Source organism: Xenorhabdus griffiniae (assembly GCF_001028135.1).
GTDB classification, from domain to species: domain Bacteria; phylum Pseudomonadota; class Gammaproteobacteria; order Enterobacterales; family Enterobacteriaceae; genus Xenorhabdus; species Xenorhabdus bakwenae.
Genome location: NZ_LDNM01000010.1, coordinates 31,432 through 55,158 on the forward strand (window position 1 = coordinate 31,432; position 23,727 = coordinate 55,158).

The window sequence follows — 23,727 nt, forward strand, 5'->3', positions numbered from 1 at the left end:
TGAAAATAGTCTTCTTGTGAACATGAGACTGGGGAAGTCATGAAAAGGTTGTTGACGACACTCATTATTTTGTTGGTAGTCATTGTGGCTGGCCTGATGGCATTGGTTATGCTGGTTAATCCAAATGATTTTCGTGGCTATATAGTCAAACAAGTACAAAAGAAGAGTGGCTACCAGCTCGTGTTGCGGGATGACTTGCGCTGGCATGTTTGGCCCAAATTAAGCATTCTGACCGGTGAGATCTCTTTGACTGCTGAGAATGCCAGGGTACCGACTATTGTGGCCGAAAATATGCGTCTGGATGTGGAGTTGCTGCCACTGCTGTCTCATCAACTCTCAGTCAAAGAGGTGATGTTGAAAGGGGCTGTTTTGCGATTCACACCGGATAGTCAGCCGAAAAAGCAGCCAGAAGCCCCGATTGCGCCGGAAAGTGATATTCATTATCCCGCCATCACGGGCAGCCAGAATTGGAAACTGGACATTGCCAGAATCAGGTTAGTAGATGGCCTACTGATCTGGCAACCCAATAAAAATTCCCAATTAAATGTCCGTGATCTCAATTTATTGCTGGAACGAAGTGATCAAAATCACGTGAGACTTAGTCTGCGCAGTAAAATCAATAAAAATCAGCAAGAGCTGTCACTTAAACTCAATTCGTCGGTAGATATCTCTGATTATCCACAGCAGCTATCGGCCGACATGAATTCCTTTGAATACCAATTACAGGGAATGGGGTTACCATCGGCGGGTATTCAGGGAACGGGCAGTGCCATAGTGAAATATCAGGCTGCACCTGAATCGATTGCATTGCAAAAAATGGCATTGACGATGAATGATGGGAATGAGCTGAAAGGGAATATTACTGCCGTTTTGCAAGATAAACCGCAATACGCTATCAAATTGAGTTCGCCAAAATTCAATTTGGATAACGTGTTGGGGTGGGATGCCTTACCGAAAAATACGCCGCAGGCAAAGTATGATTATCGGGTTGAAAATAATTACTTAAAACCGGTGATTGCAACATCGGTTTCGGCATTGTCTAACTATGACCTTACATTTTTGCAAGGGTTTGATGCTGATATCTCATTGACGGCAGATAAATTCGTTTATCAGGGTATGGATATTGACCATTTTGACTTGCAAGCTATCAATAACAGTGGCCTGACGGAAATCACAAAATTAAGTGGCAACGTATTTGGTGGGCATTTTGCGCTGCCGACTTCAATTGATGCCACGGTTGTTCCTGCAAAACTACACACAAAGCCACTCTTACAGGGGATTGAGATACAACCTTTGTTAACTGCATTGGCATTGCCATCGATATTCAGCGGCCAGCTTCATGTTGACGGTGATCTTTTGGGAGAAGGTTACGATGAGTACGCTATTTCTCATTATTGGCAAGGTGATTTGAGTATCGAGCTAAAAAACGCACGTCTGGCAGGATTGAATATTCCTCAGCTTATTCAACAATCTTTTGCACGGGCAACAGATCAAGTCAGCCAACCTACAAATACAAATGATTTCACCGAAGCTAAAAATATGTCAGTGAAAGCCCAATTGGAGCGCGGTGAGGTTAAAATCAGTGAACTTGCTGCAACTTCAGGCATGTTCAATATTCAAGGTCAGGGAACAGCCAATTTATTGAAACAGAACACCGATGTTTCATTATGGGTGCAATTAACCAATGGATGGGGTAAGCAGAACGAATTGGTGCGTCGTTTGGCGCAGTTACAGATTCCACTGCGGGTTTATGGTGACTGGCACAATCTGCAATATGCGTTGAATGTAGAACCCATGTTGCGTGATGAATTACAGCAGAAGGCCAAAAAATCGATCAAAGATTGGCTCGAAAATAACAGCGACAATGAAAACCTTAAGGCGCTGGAAGGTCTGCTGAATAAAAAATAGGTGATCGCTTCGGCGATCACCTGATTTACTGAACTTACGGTTTTTTCTCAGTAGGTGATATCGTTTTAATATCGTGAGTTATATTTCTGCCGTTTCTTCAACGGTCAGTGGAGTAATTTTCACTTTATTGATGCGATGACTGGTGATTTCCAGCGCTTCAAACAGATAGTCACTAATCTTCAATTGCTCACCTTGTTGTGGGATGCGTTGCAAATGCTCCATCAACAAGCCAGCTAGTGTTTGGTATTCCCGTTTTTCATCCAATGGCAGAGGCACATAAAGCACCAAATCTTCCAGGGGCATAAATCCATTGGCAATCCAATATCCTTCTTCCATAACCTGAATATCATGGCGAGCGTCGAGCTCTCCGCTACCTACAGGGAGATTACCTGTAATCGTTTCCATCACATCGGTGACGGTAACCACCCCTTCGACAGAACCGAATTCATCGACGACAAAGGCAAAATGGGTTTGTGCCTTACGGAATTGTTCCAACGCCTGTAGTAAAGAAAGCGATTCCGGGAAAATTAACGGTTGCTGAACTAACTTCCTTAAATAGAAAGCATTTTGCATCAGTTGTTGATTAAGGATATCAATCACATGTACAACGCCAAGCGGTTCGTCACCACTCTGTTCATCGGTGACCACAATTCGCGTGTGTGGTTTTTGCTCCAGTAGCGCGGTTAACTTTTCAGCAGGGGAATGGACATCAAGATAAATCACATCATGGCGTGAAGTCATGATGCTACTGACGGTACGTTGTGCCATGCTGAGAACGCGGGCAATCATCTGGCGTTCCTGAGGCTCAAAGAGTTCTTTGTTATCTGCATGATCTGCAATCAGGTCAGAAGTATGGTTATCCAACGCAGCGTTTTCACGTTTGCCATTTAAAATGTGCAGAACAGCTTCTGCGGTTCTTTCGCGCAGGGAACGGGAAGCGCTCAGGAACTTACGGCGATTGAACTGAGCGAACAGATTCAGTGCCTCAATCATGATGGAGAAGCCGATGGCAGCATAGAGATAGCCTTTCGGAATCGGGTAGCCAAAGCCTTCTGCAACCAGGCTAAAGCCGATCATTAGCAAGAAACTAAGACACAGGATCACGATGGTGGGGTGCGCATTGACAAATTTTGTCAGTGGCTTGCTGGCCCATATCATCAGGATCATGGCAATGGTTACCGCAGCCATCATGATACCAATATGATTGACCATTCCTACGGCAGTGATAACAGAATCCAGAGAGAATACGGCATCTAAGACGATAATTTGCACAACAACCGCCCAGAAGCTAGCCCCTTTGCGTTGTTGACTGGTATGCAGCATTTCTCCTTCTAACCGTTCATTTAATTCCATTGTCGCTTTGAACAGCAAGAAGATCCCTCCTGTCAGCATAATTAAATCACGGGCACTGAAAGGATGTTCCCATAAAATCACCAGGGGATTTGTCAGGGAAATGAGCCAGGATAAGCTAAATAGCAGCAATATCCTCATAAGAAGGGCGCAGGAAAGCCCTGTCAGGCGAGCTTTGTCTCTCTCTTTTTCAGGTAGTTTATCTGCCAGAATGGCAATGAATATTAAGTTGTCTATTCCGAGAACAATTTCTAAAACGATAAGTGTGGCCAGACCTGCCCATATCGTCGGATCAGCGATCCATTCCATATAATTCGTTTTGCCTTTTAGTGGGTCGGCACTTGCCGACTATTAAATAATGCGTACTGAAATGCGAAATATCAATAGCTGATTTATCTCAGTTGGAAATTTTTTCGGCAAAAAAACGTCATGACGATATCGATTGCATCAATAACTACCGCCGATGTCCATTCCTGAGTTAACATGTGACCTCATTAACAAATTGCCCACTCTGTTTTGTTGCATACGGAATGTATTACACAGGGTATTACGTATGACATCTTGGGTGGGCGGCAGTCATTATTAGACGGGAGTTATTCATGTCCAAACAGCAGATCGGTGTTGTCGGTATGGCGGTAATGGGGCGCAACCTGGCGTTGAATATTGAAAGCCGTGGTTACTCTGTTTCTATTTTTAACCGCTCCAGCGATAAAACAGATGAAGTTATTGCTGAAAATCCAGGGAAAAAATTAGTTCCAAGTTATTCCATTGAAGCGTTTGTCGGTTCGCTGGAAAAGCCACGTCGTATTCTGTTGATGGTTAAGGCGGGTGAAGCTACGGATAAAACCATAGCATCACTGATGCCACATTTGGATAAGGGCGACATTCTGATCGATGGCGGCAACACCTATTTTCAGGATACTATTCGCCGTAACCGTGAGTTGTCTGCTCAGGGCATTAATTTTATCGGCACGGGTGTTTCTGGTGGTGAAGAAGGGGCATTGAAAGGCCCTTCAATTATGCCGGGTGGTCAGAAAGAAGCTTATGAGTTGGTGGCCCCCATTCTAAAAGAGATCGCTGCTCAAGTTGATGGTGAGCCTTGTGTGACTTATATCGGTGCAGATGGTGCAGGCCATTATGTGAAGATGGTTCACAATGGCATTGAATATGGTGATATGCAATTGATTGCAGAAGCCTATTCTCTGTTGAAAAATTCATTGGACCTGAGCAATCAGGCGCTGGCTGAAGTGTTCAGTGATTGGAACCAGGGGGAGCTAAGCAGCTACTTGATCGAAATTACTGCTGATATTTTCCGTAAGCAAGATGAAGACGGAAAATATTTGGTTGATGTGATTCTGGATGAAGCGGCCAACAAAGGCACGGGTAAATGGACCAGCCAAAGCTCGCTGGATCTGGGTATTCCGGTAACACTTATTACCGAATCTGTCTTTGCACGCTACATTTCTTCCCTGAAAGATCAGCGCGTAGCCGCATCTAAGGTATTGTCAGGCCCGGAAGTTCAGCCATTTAACGGAGATAAGGCGGAGTTTATTGAGAAAGTCCGTCGCGCCCTGTACCTGGGTAAGATTGTTTCTTACGCGCAAGGGTTTCAGCAGTTGAAGGCCGCCTCAGATGAGCACAACTGGGATCTGAACTACGGCGAGATTGCCAAGATCTTCCGTGCGGGCTGTATTATTCGTGCGCAATTCCTGCAAAAAATCACTGATGCATACAATGAAAACCCAGCGATTGCTAACCTGCTTTTAGCCCCTTACTTCAAACAAATCGCAGATGAATATCAGCAAGCGCTGCGTGATGTTGTTTCTTACGGTGTGCAGAATGGTATCCCAACGCCAACATTCTCCGCTGCCATCTCTTATTATGACAGCTATCGTTCCTCTGTCTTGCCGGCTAACCTGATTCAGGCACAGCGTGATTACTTTGGTGCGCACACTTACAAGCGTACTGATAAAGAAGGTGTTTTCCATACTGAGTGGTTGGACTAATCATTAGATATCTTTATAAGATATAACTATTGCCAAAGTTAAGGTGCTGAGTTTTCAGCACCTTTTTGGTGAAATAACGTGAAGTAAAAGTAAAGTATCAATCTGGAGGTTGCCACTTAAGCAATCGTTGGGTAAATCTCTCCAACCAATGTGCTATCTCTGCATCATGAAGATAAAGAAATGTTGCGAGAACGAGGATAGCAAGGCTGATTATTACCAGAACAAAAATATTATTCATATAATAGTCACCTATTTTCGTCTGGTTAAATTATAGCAAAATATTCTCCTGTATAAACTTAAGGTAAACTGATACCTATTTTTTCCTTCCTGCATAGGCAAATATTGATTTTGATCAAAATTACTGAGAGAGATCAGTGTCACATTGTAAATCAATTCTCTCACCTTGATATTTGGAATACTTCCGAAAAATCTAAGGAGTTTCAAATGGCAGCATCAACTTTCTTTATCCCGCCTGTGAATAAAATCGGGATGGGATGTATGGCTGAAGCCGTTGAATTAATAAAAAATTATGGCTACGGACAAGCTCTAATTGTCACTGACCGCGTGCTAAACGAGATTGGTGTTGTTGGAAAAGTGCAGGCGTTACTGGCGGATGTTGGAATAAAAAGTGCAATTTATGATGGCACAAATCCAAACCCGACTACGATTAATGTTGGAGAAGGTTTGCAGGTTCTGCGCCAGCATAACTGTGATTGTGTGATCTCTTTAGGTGGTGGTTCGCCGCATGACTGTGCAAAAGGTATTGCGTTGGTGGCAGCTAATGGCGGAGACATTCGTGATTATGAAGGCGTCGATCGTTCAGCTAAACCACAGTTACCTTTGATTGCCATCAATACGACTGCGGGCACGGCTTCTGAAATGACACGCTTTTGTATTATTACGGATGTTGAGCGTCATATCAAAATGGCAATTGTGGATAAAAATGTAACGCCTATTTTGTCAGTTAATGATTCTACATTGATGGCGGGGATGCCAAAAGGATTGACTGCCGCGACGGGGATGGATGCATTGACTCATGCTATTGAGGCTTATGTCTCTACGGCGGCAAACCCGATTACTGATGCCTGCGCGTTGAAAGCGGTGACCATGATCAGCCATTATCTGCGTCGTGCTGTTGAAGATGGCAATGACATGGAAGCGCGTGAGAATATGGCTTATGCCCAGTTTTTGGCAGGTATGGCATTCAATAATGCGTCCTTGGGCTATGTCCATGCGATGGCACACCAGCTAGGGGGATTTTATGATTTGCCCCATGGTGTTTGCAATGCGGTCTTACTGCCACACGTGCAGCGCTTCAATGCAAAAGTTTCTGCCACACGCCTGAAAGAGATTGCTGCGGCTATGGGCGTTGAAGTTGGTGCTTTAAGTGATGCACAAGGGGCTAAGGCTTGTATTCAGGCAATCAGTGAATTGGCAAAAGATGTGAATATTCCGTCAGGTTTGTCAGCGTTGAACGTAAAAGAGGAAGATTTACCAATACTGGCAACCAATGCATTGAAAGATGCCTGCGGATTTACTAACCCAATTCAAGCGTCACATGAAGAAATCATTACTATCTTTAAGGCAGCAATGTAGCTCCAGTGAGTAAAAGCCACTTCGTTTATGTGTTTGTTGACGAAGTGGCGGTTAATCTCAATTCTTGCATCGGAAATTACTTTTTGGCTGAATGTCGTTTCCGCAATTGACGGATGATACTACTGAGATCGAGTTTTTGATCCTGGAGTAGAACCAGCAGATGATAGAGCAAATCTGCGGCTTCGTTGGTTAATTCTTCCCGATCATTAACTGTAGCGGCTAATGCGGTTTCGACGCCTTCTTCGCCAACTTTTTGGGCGATGCGTTTTGTGCCACTGGCATATAAGCGAGCGGTATAGGAACTGTCTGCTGAGGCATTTTTTCGGCTTGCCAGTAATTGTTCCAATTCATAGAGAAAGCCCCATTCGGTTTGTGCGGGAGCAAAACAGCTCTCATTACCTTTATGGCAGGTAGGACCAGTAGGATCGACCAGAGCTAGCAGAGTATCGTTATCACAGTCGGGATAGATACCGACCAGATTCAGGAAGTGGCCGGAGCTTTCGCCTTTTGTCCACAATCGTTGTTTAGTGCGGGAAAAAAAGGTCACTTTGCCAGAATTGAGCGTGATATTCAGTGCATCCTGATCCATATAGCCCAGCATTAACACGGTTCCAGAGATGGCATGTTGGACGATGACGGGCATCAGATTATCCACTTTTTCCCAATCCAGGTTCTCAATTTCTTGAGTTGTTAATTGCTGTGTTGTCAACATGTCCTAACCTCGATGCCCTGTGTGGCAAGATATTGTTTGAGTTCACTGATGTTAATGATCTGTTTGTGAAAAACAGAGGCAGCCAAAGCTCCATCAACATTTGCAAGCCGGAAAGCATCAAGGAAATGTTCTGGTGTTCCGGCCCCTCCAGAAGCAATTAATGGTACAGAACAGACACCACGCACTAATTTCAGTTGCGTGAGATCATAGCCATTACGAACCCCATCCTGATTCATCATATTCAGGACGATTTCACCCGCGCCGCGTTGTTGCACTTCTTTGATCCAATCCAATGTCTGCCAACGGGTTGCAGCTGTACGTCTTTCATCTCCGGTAAATTGGTAAACCTGATAGTTATGAGTATCCTCATCAAACCACGTATCAATGCCCACGACGACACATTGGACACCGTAGCGATCAGCCAGACGGTTAATCAGGTCTGGATCAGCCAAGGCTGGGGAGTTGATGGAAATTTTATCTGCACCGAATGCTAAAATTTGCCCTGCTTCTTCCACGGTTTTAATACCACCCGCTACGCAGAAAGGGATATCGATAACTTCAGCGACTTTCGCCACCCAGCTTTTATCTACCACCCGGCCATCGGAAGAGGCGGTAATATCGTAAAATACCAACTCATCCGCCCCTTCCTGAGCATAGCGCTGGGCGAGGGGAACAATATCGCCAATAATCTCATGATTGCGGAATTGTACGCCTTTAACGACTTGTCCATCACGGACATCCAGACATGGAATTATGCGTTTTGCCAACATTGGATAGCCTCCGTTAGGGTAAATTTTCCTTCCAGTAGTGCGCGTCCGACAATGACTCCTGTTACACCTGATGCAGGCAGGGGAGAGATATCGGTGAGACTGCCAATGCCGCCGGAAGCCTGAAATTGGATTTGCGGATATTGCTGGCTGATTTCCTGATAGAGCGCAATATTGGAGCCGCTTAATGTGCCGTCTCGGGAAATATCGGTGCATAGAACATGTTTGAGTCCGACAGGGAGATACTGCTCAATGACGTACTCAAGGGTAGCGTTGCTGTTTTCTTGCCAACCGCTAATGGCGACTTGTTTTATCCCATCTGCATTGATACGAACATCCAATGCCAGCACAATGGCTTCTGCCCCGTAGTTTTGCAACCATTGTTTGATTAATTCAGGCTGTGTAATTGCCGTGGAACCAATGACAACTCGGCTTGCACCTGCTTCAAGCAATACTTTTATATCTGCCTCGGAGCGGATGCCCCCACCAACTTGAACGGGAACAGTAACACCTGTCAGTAGCTCTTTTAAGAGTGCAATTTGGCGTTTGGCAGGATCTTTGGCACCCGTCAAGTCCACTAAATGCAGTAACTGAGCGCCTTCCTGTGCATATTGTTGTAAGCGAGATAGCGGAGAGCTGCCATAATCCCGGCGTTGGTTATAATTTCCCTGATGCAAACGCACCACATTGCCATCAATTAAATCTAATGCGGGTATAATCATGCGGTTACATCTCCAAAAAGTTTTTTAATAATTGTGCGCCTGCTGCCCCTGAACGTTCAGGATGGAATTGCACACCAAAGAAATTGTTTTTTGCAATAGCGCTGCTAAATGTATTGCCATATTCAGTTTGGGCAGTCGTATATTCACCGACAGGCAGGGCATAACTGTGAACAAAATAGAAACGGGAATTATTTGCAATAGAGTGAAACAGCGGATTGCCTGTCTGCGCTTTCACCTGATTCCAGCCTATATGTGGTAATGGCAGATCTGCGGTCATCATTTTTTTGACAGGCGCGTCAATGAGCTGCAATAGAGGGATATTATCTCCTTCCTCACTGACACGCGCCAGCAATTGCATACCGAGACAAATACCTAATACGGGCTGGGTAAGAGCATTAATCAAGGGAATTAATTGTCGTTGTTCAAGTTGTTTCATCGCGGCAGTCGCCGTACCTACCCCCGGCAGAAATAGTTTATCGGCTGTTTGAACAATATCCACGTCTAAACTCACCGTGGGTTCATAACCTAACCGACGGATGGCATAGGTAACAGAAGCGAGGTTAGCGCAGCCTGTATCTAGAATAACAACGTTCATCATGGCTTCCTTTATCGCCTTTCCTATAAAACACCTTTGGAACTTGGTAAGATTTTGCCCTCTACGCGAATAGCTTGGCGTAAAGTTCGGCCAAAGACTTTAAACAGGCTTTCTGCCCGATGGTGATCGTTCTTGCCTTTGGTTTTCAAGTGTAAGGTGCATCCCATTGTGTAAGAAAGGGAGCGGAAAAAATGTTCGATCATTTCTGTACTCAAATCTCCAACCCGCGGGTGTTTAAATTCAGCTTTATATTCAAGATGTGGGCGCCCGGAAATATCCAGAGAGCAGCGAGCAAGGCATTCATCCATTGGCAACATAAAGCCAAATCTGGCAATGCCGCGTTTATCCCCCAATGCCTGCTTTAAAGCTTCTCCTAGTGCGAGACCGGTATCTTCAACAGTATGATGATCGTCAATATAGAGATCACCCTTGACCTGGATATTCATGCGGAAGCCGCCGTGAGTTGCGATTTGATCTAACATATGATCGAAAAAACCGACGCTCGTATTGATGCGACTTTCTCCTTCACGATCCAGCCAAATTTCAATATCGATAGCGGTCTCTTTGGTTTTTCGTTCAATATGAGCATGGCGATCTTTACGGGTCAGTTGTTCGCAAATGACCGACCATCCCAGTGATTCGGGCTGGTAGCGAATGCCCCTGATCCCCATATTCTGGGCTAATTGCAGATCGGTTTCCCGATCACCGATGACATAACTGTTGTCAGTATCAATGACATCGTCTGCCAGATATTTTTGTACCAACCCAAGTTTGGGTTTACGGCAATGACAGTTATCTTCTGGTTTGTGTGGGCAAATCAGGACCTCTTCAAAATGGAGACCTTGTGAAGTGAAAACCTGCATCATCAAGGCATGAGGTGGCTCAAAATCCGCTTGTGGAAAACTAGCCGTACCTAACCCGTCCTGATTAGTGATCATCACTAATTTATAATCGGCTTTTTGCAGGGCGAGTAAGGCAGGGATCACTCCAGCTTCAAAAACCAATTTATCAAGGCGATCAACTTGATAATCACTAAGCGGTTCGGTGATTAATGTTCCATCGCGGTCAATAAAAAGCATTTTCTGACTCATGGGTTTTCTGTTTCCTTGATTTGTTGAGGTTGGTCGGAAAGCGCACTAATGGCACGAACCAGTTGTTCACATTCATTCCGGTTGCCGACGGTAATGCGCAGGCAATTCGTTAATCCTGGCTGTTTACGCTGGTCACGCAGGATGATCCCTTGTTCCCATAGCGTTTTAAATACAAGCTCTGCATCGGTAAATTTCACCAAAATATAGTTGGTTTCGCTTGGAAATACGTTTTCAACCAATGCCAGTTTACTGAGGGCTTGCTGGAGATAAGCCCGATTGTTGCGGATCTCTGTCACCCGATTTCTCATTGTTGCAATGCCTGCTTTAGTGAGTGCTTGTGCCGCGATATCAGCAACAGGCGTCGCCAGTGGATAAGGAGTAATCACTTTTAGCATCAGTGCGATGATATCGGCAGAGGCCAGCGTAAATCCACAACGTAATCCAGCCAAAGCAAAAGCTTTCGAGAGGGTTCGCAAAATAACTAAGTGAGGATAGTCTTGTAGCCAACGGGTGGTAGCATGGGTCGTTGTGTGTTGTGGGCAAAATTCGATGTAGGCCTCATCAATAGCAACAATGGCACGGTTACGGGCTAATTCAAGGATCTGGCGTAATGCCGCAGGATCAATCAGGTTGCCTGTCGGATTGTTGGGGCTACAGATATAGATAAGCTTGACGCGATCCAGATTATTTTTGATAGCGGCAATATCAGGTTGCCAGTCGGCGCTGGCAGGAATTTTTTTCTGTTCTACACCGAAAGTTTCGGCGCTAACGCTGTACATACCATAGGTTGGTGGGCAAAACAGGACAGCATCTCGTCCTGGCTCGCAGAAAACGCGGATCAGCAGTTCGATAGATTCATCGGCTCCCCGGCTGACAAGAACTTGCTCCGGTTGCAGGCCAGCATAATCGGCATAACGTTGAATGACGGTTGCTGGTTGGCATTCAGGATAGCGATTGAGTGTATTTTTGGTGAGTTGGAAATCGGGTGCGATGGGGTATTCATTCGCATTTAACCAAATATCACCACGACCACCCAGACGGCGGGCAGACATATAAGGGACTAATTTGCGAACGTTTTCTCTTGCCAATGAATTGATATCAAAAACTGTACTCATGATTGTTCCGTTCAAAGCAGCCATACGTAACGTAATAGCATTTTTGTGCCCGATAAGCTGTTCTGCTTGTGCCAGTGTTTCGATAGTGGGGGCGAGTTTTTTTAATCCTTGCGGTGTGATCCTCTGGACGGTCATTCTTTTCAGGAAATCAGCCAGACCAAGGCTGGAATAAGTTGAAGTATAGCCATAGGTAGGCAGAACGTGATTGGTGCCGGAAGCATAATCTCCGGCGGATTCAGGCGACCAGTCACCAAGAAAAATAGAACCGGCGTTGGTAATCTGCTCAAGTAGTTGTTCAGGCTGACGAGTTTGGAGGATCAAGTGTTCTGGACCATATTGGTTGCTGATTGCGACGCACTGGTCGAGATCTTGCGTAATAATTATCCGGCTGGCTTGCAAGGCCTGGATTGCGATCTGCTGGCGTGGCAAAGCGATGAGTTGTGCTTCAATTTCATGGATAACTTTTTTAGCTAAATTTTCATCGGGAGTTAGCAGTATCACTTGGGAATCGGGACCGTGTTCTGCTTGTGAAAGCAGGTCTGCTGCCGTAAATACGGGATTGGCTCCGCTGTCAGCAATAACCAATACTTCGGACGGGCCTGCGGGCATATCGATTGCCGCGCCGTCAATCTGTTGGCTGACCTGACGTTTGGCCTCTGTTACCCATGCATTTCCGGGACCAAAAATTTTGTCAACTTTGGCAACGGATTCTGTGCCGAATGCCATTGCGGCAATCGCCTGGGCACCACCGATTTGAAATATTTCGCTGATCCCACATAGTTGTGCAGCATAGAGTATTTCATCGGCAATAGGGGGGGGAGAACACAAGATAACGTTACGGCAACCGGCAATGTTGGCGGGTGTACCTAACATCAATACCGTTGAGGGCAGGGGAGCAGAGCCGCCGGGAATATAGAGTCCAACTGAATCTATTGGGCGCGTCACTTGTTGGCAGCGAACCCCTGGCAGTGTTTCGATATCAACTTCTGCCGGTTTTTGTGCTTCGTGGAATTGACGGATATTATTCATAGCCTGTTGCATCGCCTGCTTGATTTCAGGCGTCAGGCGAGTGACCGCTGCATTTACCTCATTGGCAGAAATCTGGATGGTTTCAACAGTGGTTTTATCGAAACGTTGGCAGAACTCTTTTAATGCTTGATCGCCGCGAGTTTTTACGGTTGCCAGAATCTGTTTTACTGTACCAGCAATATCGTCGGACGCAGCAATAGCTGGACGGGTCAGCAATATTTTTTGTTGTTCTGGCGTACATGATTGCCAGCGAATGATGGTGTTAAAATTAGCGTTCATCAAGGTTACTCCATCATTTTTTCAATGGGCAAAACCAGAATAGAGCTGGCACCTAATGCCTTGAGTTTTTCCATCGTTTCCCAGAACAGAGTTTCACTACTGACCATATGCATGGCTACACGATTTTGTGCCCCTGCCAGCGGCAAGATAGTGGGACGTTCTGCGCCTGGTAGCAGGGATATAATCTCTTCCAATTTGTCGTTGGGAGCATGCAGCATGATGTATTTGGATTCTCGTGCCTGAATGACGCCTTGGATGCGGAGCATCAATTTGTCAATAAGCTGTTGTTTGGCTTCTGCTATCTCGCCATCACGTTGAATCAAACAGGCTTTTGACCGATAAATAACCTCAACTTCCCGCAAACCATTGGCTTCCAACGTGGCACCTGTGGAGACTAAATCACAGATAGCGTCTGCAAGCCCGGCACGGGGGGCAACTTCGACTGAACCATTGAGAAGACAAGATTTGAAGAGAATGCCTTTTTGGTCTAAATAACGTTTCAATAAGTGCGGGTAAGAGGTGGCGATACGGGCATCTTGCAGGCATTCCACATTGGTATAATCGCAATCAAAAGGCATTGCCAGGGAAAGCCGACAATCGCCAAAATCGAGTCGGCGCAATATGAGATAGCGCGGATCTTCTCCTTGTGCCTGGCGGGTCAGTAGCTCTTCTTCAAGCACGTTTTCCCCAATAATGCCCAGATCGACAACTCCATCCATCACAAGGCCCGGAATATCATCATCACGGACACGCAGAATGTCGATAGGCATATTTTCAGCGAACGCGATGAGGCGTTGTTGCTGTAAGTTAATTTTGATACCGCAACTTGCCAGTAATGTTCTGGAGTCATCACTCAGGCGGCCTGATTTTTGAATGGCTATACGTAAGCGTGTTTTATCTAGCATGTTTTGTCCTATCTCAAGATTCAGTAATTAATTCCTAATAATCAGAAACAAAAAACCCCCGGAAAATCTTCCGAGGGTTTTTATCGTATTCGTACCACCGGAAGACGGGTTAAATGTCTTCCAGCACACAGCAGCCTGAAAGACTAGTCAGGATGATGATGATGGTGGTGGTTAAATTGAATACGGTTCATATATACGCGTTCTCTATTTTTTCTACAAAGTTGTTTTTTACAAAAAGTTGTTTTTTATAAAAAGTTTTATACAAAAATATGCTGTACTGAATAATGGCTGTACGTAACGTTATGTTTGTGACTAGGGTTTGGTTGCTTGTTGTTTAACCTATACGATTTTGTGTATAAAAAGCAAACTTTATTTTAAAGAGGATATCCATTTCTTAATAACGTATTGTTTTTAAAGCAAAATATGTTTGGTTGCTATTAAACAAATATATGAGTAATGTTAGCCGTGGTTATATAATGGCCTAAGAATCAAAATGGCATTGCTTTTGGGAGGATGGGGTGAGAAAAGTTTCCATTATTGGATTAGGGTGGTTAGGAATGCCATTGGCACAAGCACTCCAAAGCGGAGGAATGCAGGTAGTTGGTAGTAAAACAACACCAGATGGTGTTGAAGCGGCTTGTATGTGTGGCGTAGATTGTTACCAGCTCAATTTAGAGCCTCAGATTGTTTGCGATGCGGATGATCTTGATCAACTGATGTCTGTTGATGTCCTGGTTTTGACATTGCCTGTTAGTGGTGTTGCTGGTGGGGGGAAGGGATATGTAAAAGCAGTACAACTGGTTGTTGATACTGCGCTTTCGTATTCGATTCCACGAATTATTTTCACCAGTTCGACTTCAGTTTATGGTTCATCGGTTGGTTATCTCAATGAAGATGAGTCCGTGTCCCCCGAAACTGAATCAGCCAAGGCACTGGTTGAATTGGAAAACTGGTTGCATCAACTGCCCAATACATCGGTCGATATCTTACGTTTGGCTGGATTGGTCGGGAATGGGCGCCATGCAGGGCGTTTTCTCGCGGGAAAGAAGGCACTCAGCGGAGGAGAAAGTGCGGTCAATTTGGTACATCAAGATGATGCTATTTCTGCCATTAAGCTGCTTATTCAACGATCGGAAGGCGGGCATCTTCTTAATTTGTGTGCACCAATACACCCGAAAAGAGCTGAATTTTATCAATCAGCCAGTCGCCAGCTCGATCTGATACCGCCAGAGTTTTTACAGTCAGAAGGTGCAGAAATCGAAAGTAAGATAGAGAAAATCGTTGATGGTAGCCGCATCTGTCGGGAACTAGGGTTTGAATATCAGTTTCCAGATCCCGGCAGGATGCCAATGAGTTAATGAAATAACAAGTAAAATCTCAATTTATTTCTATCATAACAATCTTTCTGAAAGCGGGTCTTTCGGTCAGTAATTGATACCAGCGTTCTAAGTTTGGCAGGGATGGGCGCTCTATTTCTACGTTTAACCATAAGTAAGCCAGCGGAGCCAGAGAGATATCAGCCATACCAAATTTGTCGCCGGCAAGGTATTGTTGATTGCTGAGGGTGTCATCGACAATTTTTAGCCATTTTTCAATTTCAGTTACAGATTGGGCGATAATTTTAGGGTCACGTTGATCTGCCGGTGTTCTAATGAAGCTGATTACAAATTGTTTTATAGGCGCGAAGAGGTTGCAGCCTACCCAATCCATCCATTTTTCAACGCTGGCCCTTTCTTGGAGATCGGCGGGATAAAGGCTATCTTTACCAAATTTTGCAGCAATGTAACGAACAATTGCATTGGATTCCCATAAGATAAAATCGTCTTCTTGTAAACAAGGAATAACTGCATTGGGGTTCATACGCAGGTATTCAGGATCGTTGAGTTTGCCAAATTTGCCACCAACATCAATTTGCTGATACGGCACATTTAGCTCTTCCAGACACCAAAGCACTTTTTTCACATTTGATGAATTTTTACGGCCCCAAATTGTCAGCATCATTTGCTCCTTAAGATCAGTACATTTTTCGATGATTGATAATATGACAATAAAACCTGTTGAATAACAGAAAAATCTTTACGTTATTGGGTTGGAGTCTTCTTTCATAACATCCTATATTAATAGAGTTTTAGCAGAGAAAAAGGGCGAGCGATGATGAAAAAAAGACAGCAGATACCGATAATTAAATCTTTTACTTTTGGCTTGGGTATTTTTTGGTTGGCGAATATCAGTGTATATGCAATGGAACAGCCCGCTACACCTGAAATTGATGCAAAAGCCTATGTGTTGATAGATTATGCCAGTGGAAAAATCCTGGCCTCAAATAACGCGGATGAGCGGTTAGATCCTGCCAGCTTGACGAAGATAATGACCAGCTATGTTGTAGGACAGGCGATCAAGTCAGGGAAAATTTCCACCGAAGATAGGGTAACGGTTGGTAAAGATGCCTGGGCTACAGGGAATCCAATACTTAAGGGTTCATCGCTAATGTTTTTGAAACCGGGTGACAGGGTGAAGGTGATTGATCTGAACCGCGGTGTTGTTATCCAATCCGGTAATGACGCCAGTATTGCACTTGCAGATTATGTTGCAGGCAGTCAGGATGCTTTCGTTGATTTGATGAATAAATACTCAGAAACACTAAAATTGACGAACACTCATTTCAAGACAGTGCATGGTCTGGATGCAGCAGGGCAGTATAGTACTGCCCATGATATGGCGCTTTTAAGTCAGGCTATGATCCGTGATGTGCCGGAAGAATACGCCCTGAATAAAGAAAAAGTGTTCACTTTTAACAGCATCCGTCAGCCTAATCGTAATCGTCTGTTGTGGAATGAAAAAATAAATGTGGATGGTATCAAAACCGGACACACTAGTGGTGCGGGTTATAATCTTGTTGCATCGGCAACTGAAGGGCCAATGCGTTTGATTTCAGTGGTATTGGGTGCGCCTAGTGATCGCGTACGTTTTTCTGATAGTGAAAAACTTTTGTCATGGGGATTTCGTTTTTATGAATCAGCGACACCGTTGAAGGCCAGTGATACTTTGGTAACGGAGAAAGTATGGTACGGGACTCGTCCAGAAGTCGCATTGGGAGTAGAAAAAGAGGCTTCCGTGATAGTTCCCCGTGGGCAAGTAGGGAATTTGAAAGTGAGCTTTACTCTGGATAATACCTCGCTTGAGGCACCATTAGCTCAGAATCAAGTGGTGGGTACGGTGAACTTTTTACTGAATGATAAGATGATTGATCAGCGTCCACTGGTCGTTAAAGAAGCGGTGGAAGAAAGCGGTTTCTTTGGACGTATGTGGGATTTCGTTGTAAAAACGGTCAGCGGCTGGTTTAATTCGATCTTCGGGTAACATCTAGATGAAAAAATGCCAGTCATCAAAAGATCGACTGGCATTTGGCATTTTTTAGATGCTACCAACGAAGAAAACTGATTACATGACTGAGTAAATTGCCGCTGAAATAGCAATTGAACCGGTCACAATAACAAAAATATTGCTTGGTTTACCTGCATATTTGCGCATAGCTGGAACTTTTTTGATTGCATACATTGGCATGATAAACAGGATCATCGCAATAACGGGTCCACCCAGTGACTCAATGATATTCAGGATGCTTGGGTTAAGTGTAGCGACGAGCCAGGCACTGAGTAGCATGAAGAGGCTAGTGATACGATTCAGCGTTTTATGCTGAATAGTCTTGCCACGTGTGTTAATCATTGCTTTGTTCACAATACCGTTAAAGCCTTCGCGGGCACCCAGATAGTGACCGAGGAAAGATTTGGTTATAGCAATAAATGCGATAAATGGCGCAATATATTCAATAGTTGGTACACGGAAGTGGTTAGCCAGGTAGGACAGAATAGTGATGTTCTGTGCTTTTGCTTCTGCCAAATTTTCTGGTGACAAACTCAGTACGCAACTGAAAACAAAGAACATAACTGTCAGCACCATCATGATATGAGCATAGGCCAGAATGCGTGAGCATTTTTTCTCTGCGTGCTCACCATATTCTTCACGTTTTGCAACTGCGAATGCTGAGATAATTGGGGAATGGTTAAAAGAGAAAACCATAACAGGGATTGCCAGCCACAGGGTAAGCAGCAGACCATTATTACTTGTCGCAGACATGATACTATTCTGCGACAGGCTATCAAAAATGGTAGTGTTCCAGTGAGGGACTAAGTACAAGGCCAACAGCATCAAAACGGTGACGAATGGGAATACCAATATACTCATGGCCTTAACAATGGCTTTCTCACCGAAACGAATGATGCTCATCACACCCAGAAGCAATACTAATGCCAGCAATGCACGTGGTGGAGCATCTATCTGTAGTTGATGCACAAGAAAGCTCTCTACTGTATTGGTCAATGCAACACTGTACACGAGCAGAATAGGATAAATAGCAAAAAAATAGAGGACGGTGATCAGAAAGCCGGCAACTTTACCAAAATGTTCTTCTACCACGCCGGTGATATCATCACCACTGCTTTTACCAGATAAAACAAAACGGCACATTCCACGGTGTGCAAAAAATGTCATGGGAAGAGCAAGAATTGCCATGATAATGAGTGGAATTAAACCACCAATACCTGCATTGATGGGAAGAAACAAAACGCCGGCACCAATCGCTGTGCCATATAATCCCAGCATCCATACTGTGTCTGATTTACGCCAGGTAGTGTGATTGCTTTTGCTGGACGCAGAGGATGCTATCGAACCTGCTTGAGATGAGTCCATAAGTATCTCCGAAATAACGCGGTAAAGTAAAATTTAAAAACTACTAAACCCGCACATTAATTAAATGTGCGGGTTGGATTTTTATATGAATAATAAGTTGTCAGATATTGCGTTGGTGTTTATCTAAACGTTTTTATTACTACATCCAAAAAACTTAACCCCAGACTTTTGGTAGGGGAAATATAGTTATTTTCAGTGAAATGTACCGTGATCACTCTCGCAATTGCAAGATTTATATAGAAAAGGAAAATTGTTAAAAATATTCATAGAAATGTTGATTAAATATTAAGAAAAATAAAGTGCCAATTTTGTTAAAGAATATATCATTATTTTTATTTTAAATTCTAATATTTATCCGGTTTATTAATCAATGACATTAATGTGTTAATGATATTTTCTTGCCTGGTGCTTGAATAACCTGAAATTGAATTAAAAATACCAATGTTCTTATCTTGATATATCTTCATTTGTAATCTTATTTATTGTAATAATATGATAAATAACAAAAAATTACCATCATTGCATATGGTGTCCATTTTTGAATGAAAATGTGTTTAGTATTGATTATGCCTTAATAAGCGTTTTAAGGATAATCCATTGTTGTGTGTGAAATTTGTTCTTTAACTCTGTGTTTATGAAACAATAGTAATCATTTTATAGTTATATATTGTTAAATATAACGAAGGATTTTGTTCTGATATTTAAAGCCACTATGAAAGGAGAATAAATGTTAAAAAATTTCTTGAACAAAATGATGCCACGTTTTTTTTATGGATATCAGTTAAACCGGTCATATAGGGATATATGACCAGGGCAAACGGGTCTAAATTATACTGACGTAAAACCCACCGTGAGGACTTTCAGCATATAGCTATTATCCCAGCCTGCTTTCTGACGCTTGGTTTTCACACCCACCTTAACTGTTTTCTCATTTTTCAGTAGGTTAAGGGCTATTTTATTCATTAATGCTATGTTTTCAGCGGCATGACCACTTCTCAGGCGTTGGCTGTCTTCACCAAAACTGACGTCCAACTGCCAGTGCGGCTTCGTTTCAATGTGCCAATGACTGCGTATTGCACACGCGATAAAGTCGGCCGACTTATCACGGTGACTGGTGATATAGTCACGTCTTTCATAACTCGCGGGTTTTCCCTGCTCTTCACGCCAAAAAAGAGTTTGATATCGTCGTGAAATTCGCCCTGGTTGCCTTTTAACGCCAGCACCTAATCGGCCTGGTTCTCGACAATCTGGTCAGCGATTTTGTACTGGCAGCCCATCGCGTCAATTGTGATGGTAGACCCTTCAATATCCAGCAAGGCCAGCAGTTTTGGGATCGCGGTGATTTTGTTCGATTTATCCGCGACTTTCACCTAGCCAAAGCAGAGTTGATTCGCGACTGACCAGGCGCTGACCAGATGGAGAGCGGGAACGCCATTGGCTTTGTCGAGCGTTCCCCGCAAGGTTTTGCCATCCAACGCGATAATGTCATCGGATATTTTGGCTAAGCTGTTCACCCATTGGGTAAAAGCGTGCCCAAATTCTTGGGGATCAAGCCGGTTTATCACATCGTGAAAGGTATCATGGCTGGGTATGCCATTGGGAAGATCCAGAAATTGCCGAAACCAATCTTCTTTGGATTTACCGTACTCTTCAATCGCATTGAAGCCTTCACAACCACAGCTCACGGCACAAATCGAGATGGTCAGAATATCGATGAGGGCATACTGTTTCGTTCGGCTAACACGCGGATCAGTGAGGTGCCCAAAGGCCTTGCTGAGGGTAGTTGCTTGCATGGCAGTTTCTACGGTTATCATTGACAGGATGCTGATTATAAATCACAAACAGCTATCAATCCTATTTCTATGTACCGAATGCACTCAGTTAATCCCGTTGGTCAATTTAGACCCGTTTGCCCTGGATTCGGGTCTACATTCAGTGCATTAGCAACATCCTTGATAGGTGTTATTCTCGCTATTTGGAGCATAGCGATTAATCATCTTGGATACGCTATTGTGTCCACCTTTGTGGTAATTGGTCAGCAGCTTCATGAGTGCCCGAATACCCTGCTCCGCCGTCCCGAAACGACAGAAGCGCTTCTCTATCTTCGGATCGTGTGGCAACCCGACCTATCCTGTTACACAGATGCCAGAACAAAAAAATCTACTGGCGCTATCAGGGCAAGAGCGTGAATATTCACTTCTTGCCCAACGCCTTAAACCCTGCAACTAATACCTTATCCAAATAGTTAATATCCATGCTCGCAACCCGTTGTTTTCGGCGAATACTGGCTTTTTTGGTTGTCTCTGCCCGCAACATATTGACACTGATGTGACGCATACATCCCAATATTTCAGCCGATTCTTCCCGGTGGATAAGGCAAGCATCTTCTCCCATCGTGACATCAAGAACCCAATGTAATCGGGTTTCGATCCCCCAGTGTCCCCTGACAACGGCGGCAAATTTGTCGGTGCTCAGTTCCGCTGAACTGATGTAATAACGATAATAAAGCGATTCTTTTCCTTTATTATCAATTCGATATCCAATTGCCACGCCCACAGTTTTTAAGTTTTTCCATTCTGGAAATTGTTGAGACAGCGCTTGGGCGGGTAACACATGATATTCACGGGCTTCTATACGACATGTCCTTGTTCTATCGTGATATGTTCGACATGACTCACGGCAGAAACTTGGGCTGACAACGCCTTCTTAACCGCGCGCTACAACGTCTCCTGATCCCCTTTCACCGCCAGAAGATTGTCACCTTCCTGCTGCACAATTTGTTCCGCAATCTTCGTTTGGCATCCCATCGCATCAATTGTTATCAGGCAATCTGTGATATCCAGCAAGCGGAGTAATTTTGGGATCGCAGTGATTTCATTGGACTTTTTGTCTGTCTTCAGTTGTCCCATCACTACGCCGTTCTGGGTGGCAAACGCACTCACCATGTGGAACATTGAACCCAATGAATAAAACAGTGCTGAAACTCAACGGGATTGAGCCGAGAAATCAGGCGAGCGATAGCATCATGTCCCGGTATTCCATTAGGAAAAAGGGTTTTTTCTTGATACCAGTCCAGGTACGTTTCGCCGAAATCTTCAATATCTTCCCATCCTTCTGCACCGGCGATGATGGCTGTAATCGACGGAAAAAGGACATCAAACAAAGGATAACTGATCTTAGACGACTGGCGGGGGTCTGTTAATGTACTGAAATACCGAGAAAAAGCATCGATACTCATAAGAATACTTCCCGAAAAAATAAGTATGAAATTATATTTTTTCTTATTCGTCAAACCTGAAATTTTTTAACAAAAAGTTCACGCTCTCGCCCTGCTGGCGCTATAAACATCCTGTTACAGGAAAATTTCATGGTCTGGGGGATGATGAAGAGTCTGCGAGGGCTATTGCTATAGAAGCTAATTCCCGTTTAGCTGAGGTCAAGATGACTCAGCTAATAAAAGTAAAAGATGCAATTGGACGAAAGATAAAAAAAGGAATTTCAGTAACAAACTGGTTAGATGAGTATTTAAAAATTCAGCAAGAGCGATTAACCGCAGGTGAGATAAAGGTAAATACCGTAAGGCAAAAAATTGCACCTATCGAGGCATTCAGGAAACATTGTGGTAATGAAAATATAGACAGCATTCAAACTAAATATATCGCAATTTTAGTAGACGAATATAAAGAACGCGGACAAGCGCGAATGGCTCAAATTGTCCGCATGGTTTTAATTGATGTTTTTAAAGAAGCTCAGCATGCCGGGGAAGTTTCTCCTGGATACAATCCGGCGAAAGTAACGAAAATGCCTATAAATAAAGTGAAGCGTCAGCGCCTGGGCCTAGAAGAATGGGAAGTTATATTCGAGAAAGCTGGAGAAACCCAGCGTTACCTACAGAATGCTATGTTACTGGCTCTGGTAACTGGCCAGCGTTTGGGAGATATCGCTAAATTGCGATTTGATGATGTATGGGATGAGCATTTACACATTGTTCAAGAAAAAACAGGAAGTAAGCTGGCAATCCCTTTAGATCTCAAGTGTGAAAAAATAAATTGTACATTAAGAGGCGTAATAGCACGTTGTAGAGACAGAATATTAAGCCCTTACATGCTTCATTATCACCACACAACTTCGCAGGCTGAACGAGGTGGTCAAGTTTCCGCTAATGCTATCACCACAGGTTTTCAGAAATCCCGTGATAAAACAAACCTTAAATGGGACAAAGGTACTCCTCCTAGTTTCCATGAGCAACGATCTCTGTCAGAGCGTCTTTATCGTGAGCAGGGTGTCGATACAAAAACATTACTAGGACACAAGAGCCAGGCAATGACAGATAAATACCATGATGATAGAGGCAAAGATTGGGTTATTCTGGCTGTGAAATAACGGTCAATTTTTAATCGGTTTTGCAGAGGAGTTTTGCAGAAGAATTTTTCAACGCCTAAAAACAACGGGAACCATTAAGCTCCCGTCATCTATTCAGTTAAGCAATTAATTACATATGTGAGATAATTGCATCGCCGAACTCGCTACATTTCAGCAGCTTAGCGTCTTCCATCAGACGCTCAAAATCGTAAGTTACGGTCTTGGCAGCAATGGAACCTTCAACACCTTTAACGATTAAGTCGGCAGCCTCGAGCCATCCCATGTGGCGCAACAATATATAGCCAGAGTTTATATAATGGATTGAATTTAAATGATTTTATTTCATTTTTGAAAGCGGGAAACGGCGTAAACTGGATGCATATAACCACATGATTTTACAATATGTTACTTTAGTTTTGATAACCACCATTCTTTAAACTCTCCACCTCCCCCTGCCCCACATTCCACACCGAATCCGCCGGCATCTGGACACGGACATCTAAGCGACAACCTTCGGGAATGTCGCAGGGTTCGGCATCGG

General features: G+C 44.0%; 19 protein-coding genes, 3 pseudogenes and 1 other annotated feature. Of the genes and pseudogenes, 7 read left to right on the forward strand and 15 right to left on the reverse strand.

Annotated elements, in window-relative coordinates; genetic code table 11:
• The first annotated feature begins 39 nt into the window (after positions 1-39).
• Complete coding sequence (gene asmA, locus AAY47_RS03585; RefSeq protein WP_047766963.1) at positions 40-1,908, forward strand: outer membrane assembly protein AsmA; 1,869 nt, start codon at positions 40-42, stop codon at positions 1,906-1,908.
• Positions 1,909-1,986: 78 nt separating this feature from the next.
• Here asmA and AAY47_RS03590 read toward each other — a convergent pair whose 3' ends face one another.
• On the reverse strand, positions 1,987-3,567 hold the full coding sequence (locus tag AAY47_RS03590; RefSeq protein ID WP_047766965.1) for a TerC family protein: 1,581 nt from the start codon (positions 3,565-3,567) through the stop codon (positions 1,987-1,989).
• Positions 3,568-3,857: 290 nt separating this feature from the next.
• On the opposite strand from AAY47_RS03590, the gene gndA reads away from it, so the two are divergent.
• The gene (gndA, locus tag AAY47_RS03595) at positions 3,858-5,264 is read left to right on the forward strand and encodes an NADP-dependent phosphogluconate dehydrogenase (RefSeq protein WP_047766967.1); all 1,407 of its coding nucleotides are present in this window, start codon (positions 3,858-3,860) and stop codon (positions 5,262-5,264) included.
• A 444-nt stretch (positions 5,265-5,708) separates the two neighbouring features.
• Positions 5,709-6,860, forward strand: coding sequence for an L-threonine dehydrogenase (yiaY, locus tag AAY47_RS03600; protein ID WP_047766968.1), 1,152 nt, complete (start codon positions 5,709-5,711; stop codon positions 6,858-6,860).
• Positions 6,861-6,936: 76 nt separating this feature from the next.
• Here the strand turns inward: yiaY and hisIE are convergent, their stop codons facing one another.
• The 9 genes and pseudogenes from hisIE to hisL form a co-directional block, all read right to left on the reverse strand.
• On the reverse strand, positions 6,937-7,572 hold the full coding sequence (hisIE, locus tag AAY47_RS03605; protein WP_047766972.1) for a bifunctional phosphoribosyl-AMP cyclohydrolase/phosphoribosyl-ATP diphosphatase HisIE: 636 nt from the start codon (positions 7,570-7,572) through the stop codon (positions 6,937-6,939).
• Entirely contained in the window at positions 7,566-8,342 is a 777-nt protein-coding gene (gene hisF, locus AAY47_RS03610; protein WP_047766974.1) for an imidazole glycerol phosphate synthase subunit HisF, read from the reverse strand. The genes hisIE and hisF overlap by 7 nt, the downstream gene beginning before the upstream one ends.
• On the reverse strand, positions 8,324-9,061 hold the full coding sequence (hisA, locus tag AAY47_RS03615; RefSeq protein ID WP_047766975.1) for a 1-(5-phosphoribosyl)-5-[(5-phosphoribosylamino)methylideneamino]imidazole-4-carboxamide isomerase: 738 nt from the start codon (positions 9,059-9,061) through the stop codon (positions 8,324-8,326). The genes hisF and hisA overlap by 19 nt, the downstream gene beginning before the upstream one ends.
• Before the next feature lie 4 nt (positions 9,062-9,065).
• The gene (gene hisH / locus AAY47_RS03620; protein ID WP_047766977.1) at positions 9,066-9,656 is read right to left on the reverse strand and encodes an imidazole glycerol phosphate synthase subunit HisH; all 591 of its coding nucleotides are present in this window, start codon (positions 9,654-9,656) and stop codon (positions 9,066-9,068) included.
• A gap of 23 nt (positions 9,657-9,679) precedes the next feature.
• Positions 9,680-10,747, reverse strand: coding sequence for a bifunctional histidinol-phosphatase/imidazoleglycerol-phosphate dehydratase HisB (hisB, locus tag AAY47_RS03625; protein ID WP_047766979.1), 1,068 nt, complete (start codon positions 10,745-10,747; stop codon positions 9,680-9,682).
• Positions 10,744-11,886 (reverse strand): histidinol-phosphate transaminase, encoded by a 1,143-nt coding sequence (hisC, locus tag AAY47_RS21585; RefSeq protein ID WP_327213532.1) that lies wholly within the window; start codon positions 11,884-11,886, stop codon positions 10,744-10,746. Before hisC ends, hisB begins: the two co-directional genes overlap by 4 nt.
• A pseudogene (hisD, locus tag AAY47_RS21590) lies at positions 11,863-13,170 on the reverse strand (histidinol dehydrogenase); the annotation flags it as partial. The pseudogene hisD and the gene hisC, both read right to left, overlap by 24 nt.
• A gap of 5 nt (positions 13,171-13,175) precedes the next feature.
• Positions 13,176-14,075 carry an ATP phosphoribosyltransferase gene (hisG, locus tag AAY47_RS03640; RefSeq protein WP_047766980.1) on the reverse strand — a complete coding sequence of 300 codons (900 nt, stop codon included), beginning with the start codon at positions 14,073-14,075 and terminating at the stop codon, positions 13,176-13,178.
• A 47-nt stretch (positions 14,076-14,122) separates the two neighbouring features.
• Positions 14,123-14,243 (reverse strand) — a sequence feature (His leader region).
• Positions 14,219-14,266: a his operon leader peptide gene (hisL, locus tag AAY47_RS21595; RefSeq protein ID WP_113967449.1), complete on the reverse strand. Its 48-nt coding sequence runs from the start codon at positions 14,264-14,266 to the stop codon at positions 14,219-14,221. (Overlaps the previous feature by 25 nt.)
• A 327-nt stretch (positions 14,267-14,593) precedes the next feature.
• On the opposite strand from hisL, the gene AAY47_RS03645 reads away from it, so the two are divergent.
• The gene (locus AAY47_RS03645; RefSeq protein WP_047766981.1) at positions 14,594-15,433 is read left to right on the forward strand and encodes an SDR family oxidoreductase; all 840 of its coding nucleotides are present in this window, start codon (positions 14,594-14,596) and stop codon (positions 15,431-15,433) included.
• 19 nt (positions 15,434-15,452) lie between these two features.
• Here AAY47_RS03645 and AAY47_RS03650 read toward each other — a convergent pair whose 3' ends face one another.
• Positions 15,453-16,073: a glutathione S-transferase family protein gene (locus tag AAY47_RS03650; protein ID WP_047766982.1), complete on the reverse strand. Its 621-nt coding sequence runs from the start codon at positions 16,071-16,073 to the stop codon at positions 15,453-15,455.
• Between the two features lie 153 nt (positions 16,074-16,226).
• Between AAY47_RS03650 and AAY47_RS03655 the strand changes: the two genes are divergently transcribed.
• Positions 16,227-17,435, forward strand: a complete 1,209-nt coding sequence (locus AAY47_RS03655; RefSeq protein WP_047766983.1) for a serine hydrolase — start codon at positions 16,227-16,229, stop codon at positions 17,433-17,435.
• Positions 17,436-17,516: 81 nt separating this feature from the next.
• Here the strand turns inward: AAY47_RS03655 and AAY47_RS03660 are convergent, their stop codons facing one another.
• Together AAY47_RS03660 and AAY47_RS23140 are read right to left on the reverse strand one after the other, a co-directional pair.
• Positions 17,517-18,824 (reverse strand): HAAAP family serine/threonine permease, encoded by a 1,308-nt coding sequence (locus AAY47_RS03660; RefSeq protein WP_047766985.1) that lies wholly within the window; start codon positions 18,822-18,824, stop codon positions 17,517-17,519.
• A gap of 828 nt (positions 18,825-19,652) precedes the next feature.
• A pseudogene (locus AAY47_RS23140) lies at positions 19,653-20,617 on the reverse strand (ISAs1 family transposase).
• 78 nt (positions 20,618-20,695) lie between these two features.
• Here AAY47_RS23140 and AAY47_RS23260 point away from each other — a divergent pair.
• Positions 20,696-21,013, forward strand: a complete 318-nt coding sequence (locus AAY47_RS23260) for a hypothetical protein (protein ID WP_160300190.1) — start codon at positions 20,696-20,698, stop codon at positions 21,011-21,013.
• 4 nt (positions 21,014-21,017) lie between these two features.
• On the opposite strand, the pseudogene AAY47_RS03670 reads toward AAY47_RS23260, so the two are convergent.
• Positions 21,018-22,062 (reverse strand): annotated as a pseudogene (locus AAY47_RS03670) (ISAs1 family transposase).
• 35 nt (positions 22,063-22,097) lie between these two features.
• On the opposite strand from AAY47_RS03670, the gene AAY47_RS03675 reads away from it, so the two are divergent.
• Positions 22,098-23,207, forward strand: coding sequence for a tyrosine-type recombinase/integrase (locus AAY47_RS03675; RefSeq protein WP_047766987.1), 1,110 nt, complete (start codon positions 22,098-22,100; stop codon positions 23,205-23,207).
• 109 nt (positions 23,208-23,316) lie between these two features.
• Here the strand turns inward: AAY47_RS03675 and AAY47_RS20365 are convergent, their stop codons facing one another.
• Entirely contained in the window at positions 23,317-23,508 is a 192-nt protein-coding gene (locus tag AAY47_RS20365; protein ID WP_072161163.1) for an isocitrate/isopropylmalate family dehydrogenase, read from the reverse strand.
• Positions 23,509-23,727: the final 219 nt, after the last annotated feature.

Coding starts and splice junctions, on each gene's coding strand:
- hisA (WP_047766975.1), bottom strand. CDS start 9,061: ATGATTATACCCGCATTAGATTTAATTGATGGCAATGTGGTGCGTTTG.
- AAY47_RS23260 (WP_160300190.1), top strand. CDS start 20,696: ATGCACTCAGTTAATCCCGTTGGTCAATTTAGACCCGTTTGCCCTGGA.
- AAY47_RS03655 (WP_047766983.1), top strand. CDS start 16,227: ATGATGAAAAAAAGACAGCAGATACCGATAATTAAATCTTTTACTTTT.
- hisH (WP_047766977.1), bottom strand. CDS start 9,656: ATGAACGTTGTTATTCTAGATACAGGCTGCGCTAACCTCGCTTCTGTT.
- gndA (WP_047766967.1), top strand. CDS start 3,858: ATGTCCAAACAGCAGATCGGTGTTGTCGGTATGGCGGTAATGGGGCGC.
- hisC (WP_327213532.1), bottom strand. CDS start 11,886: ATGGCTGCTTTGAACGGAACAATCATGAGTACAGTTTTTGATATCAAT.
- hisB (WP_047766979.1), bottom strand. CDS start 10,747: ATGAGTCAGAAAATGCTTTTTATTGACCGCGATGGAACATTAATCACC.
- AAY47_RS03650 (WP_047766982.1), bottom strand. CDS start 16,073: ATGCTGACAATTTGGGGCCGTAAAAATTCATCAAATGTGAAAAAAGTG.
- hisF (WP_047766974.1), bottom strand. CDS start 8,342: ATGTTGGCAAAACGCATAATTCCATGTCTGGATGTCCGTGATGGACAA.
- asmA (WP_047766963.1), top strand. CDS start 40: ATGAAAAGGTTGTTGACGACACTCATTATTTTGTTGGTAGTCATTGTG.
- hisG (WP_047766980.1), bottom strand. CDS start 14,075: ATGCTAGATAAAACACGCTTACGTATAGCCATTCAAAAATCAGGCCGC.
- yiaY (WP_047766968.1), top strand. CDS start 5,709: ATGGCAGCATCAACTTTCTTTATCCCGCCTGTGAATAAAATCGGGATG.
- AAY47_RS03590 (WP_047766965.1), bottom strand. CDS start 3,567: ATGGAATGGATCGCTGATCCGACGATATGGGCAGGTCTGGCCACACTT.
- hisIE (WP_047766972.1), bottom strand. CDS start 7,572: ATGTTGACAACACAGCAATTAACAACTCAAGAAATTGAGAACCTGGAT.
- AAY47_RS03660 (WP_047766985.1), bottom strand. CDS start 18,824: ATGGACTCATCTCAAGCAGGTTCGATAGCATCCTCTGCGTCCAGCAAA.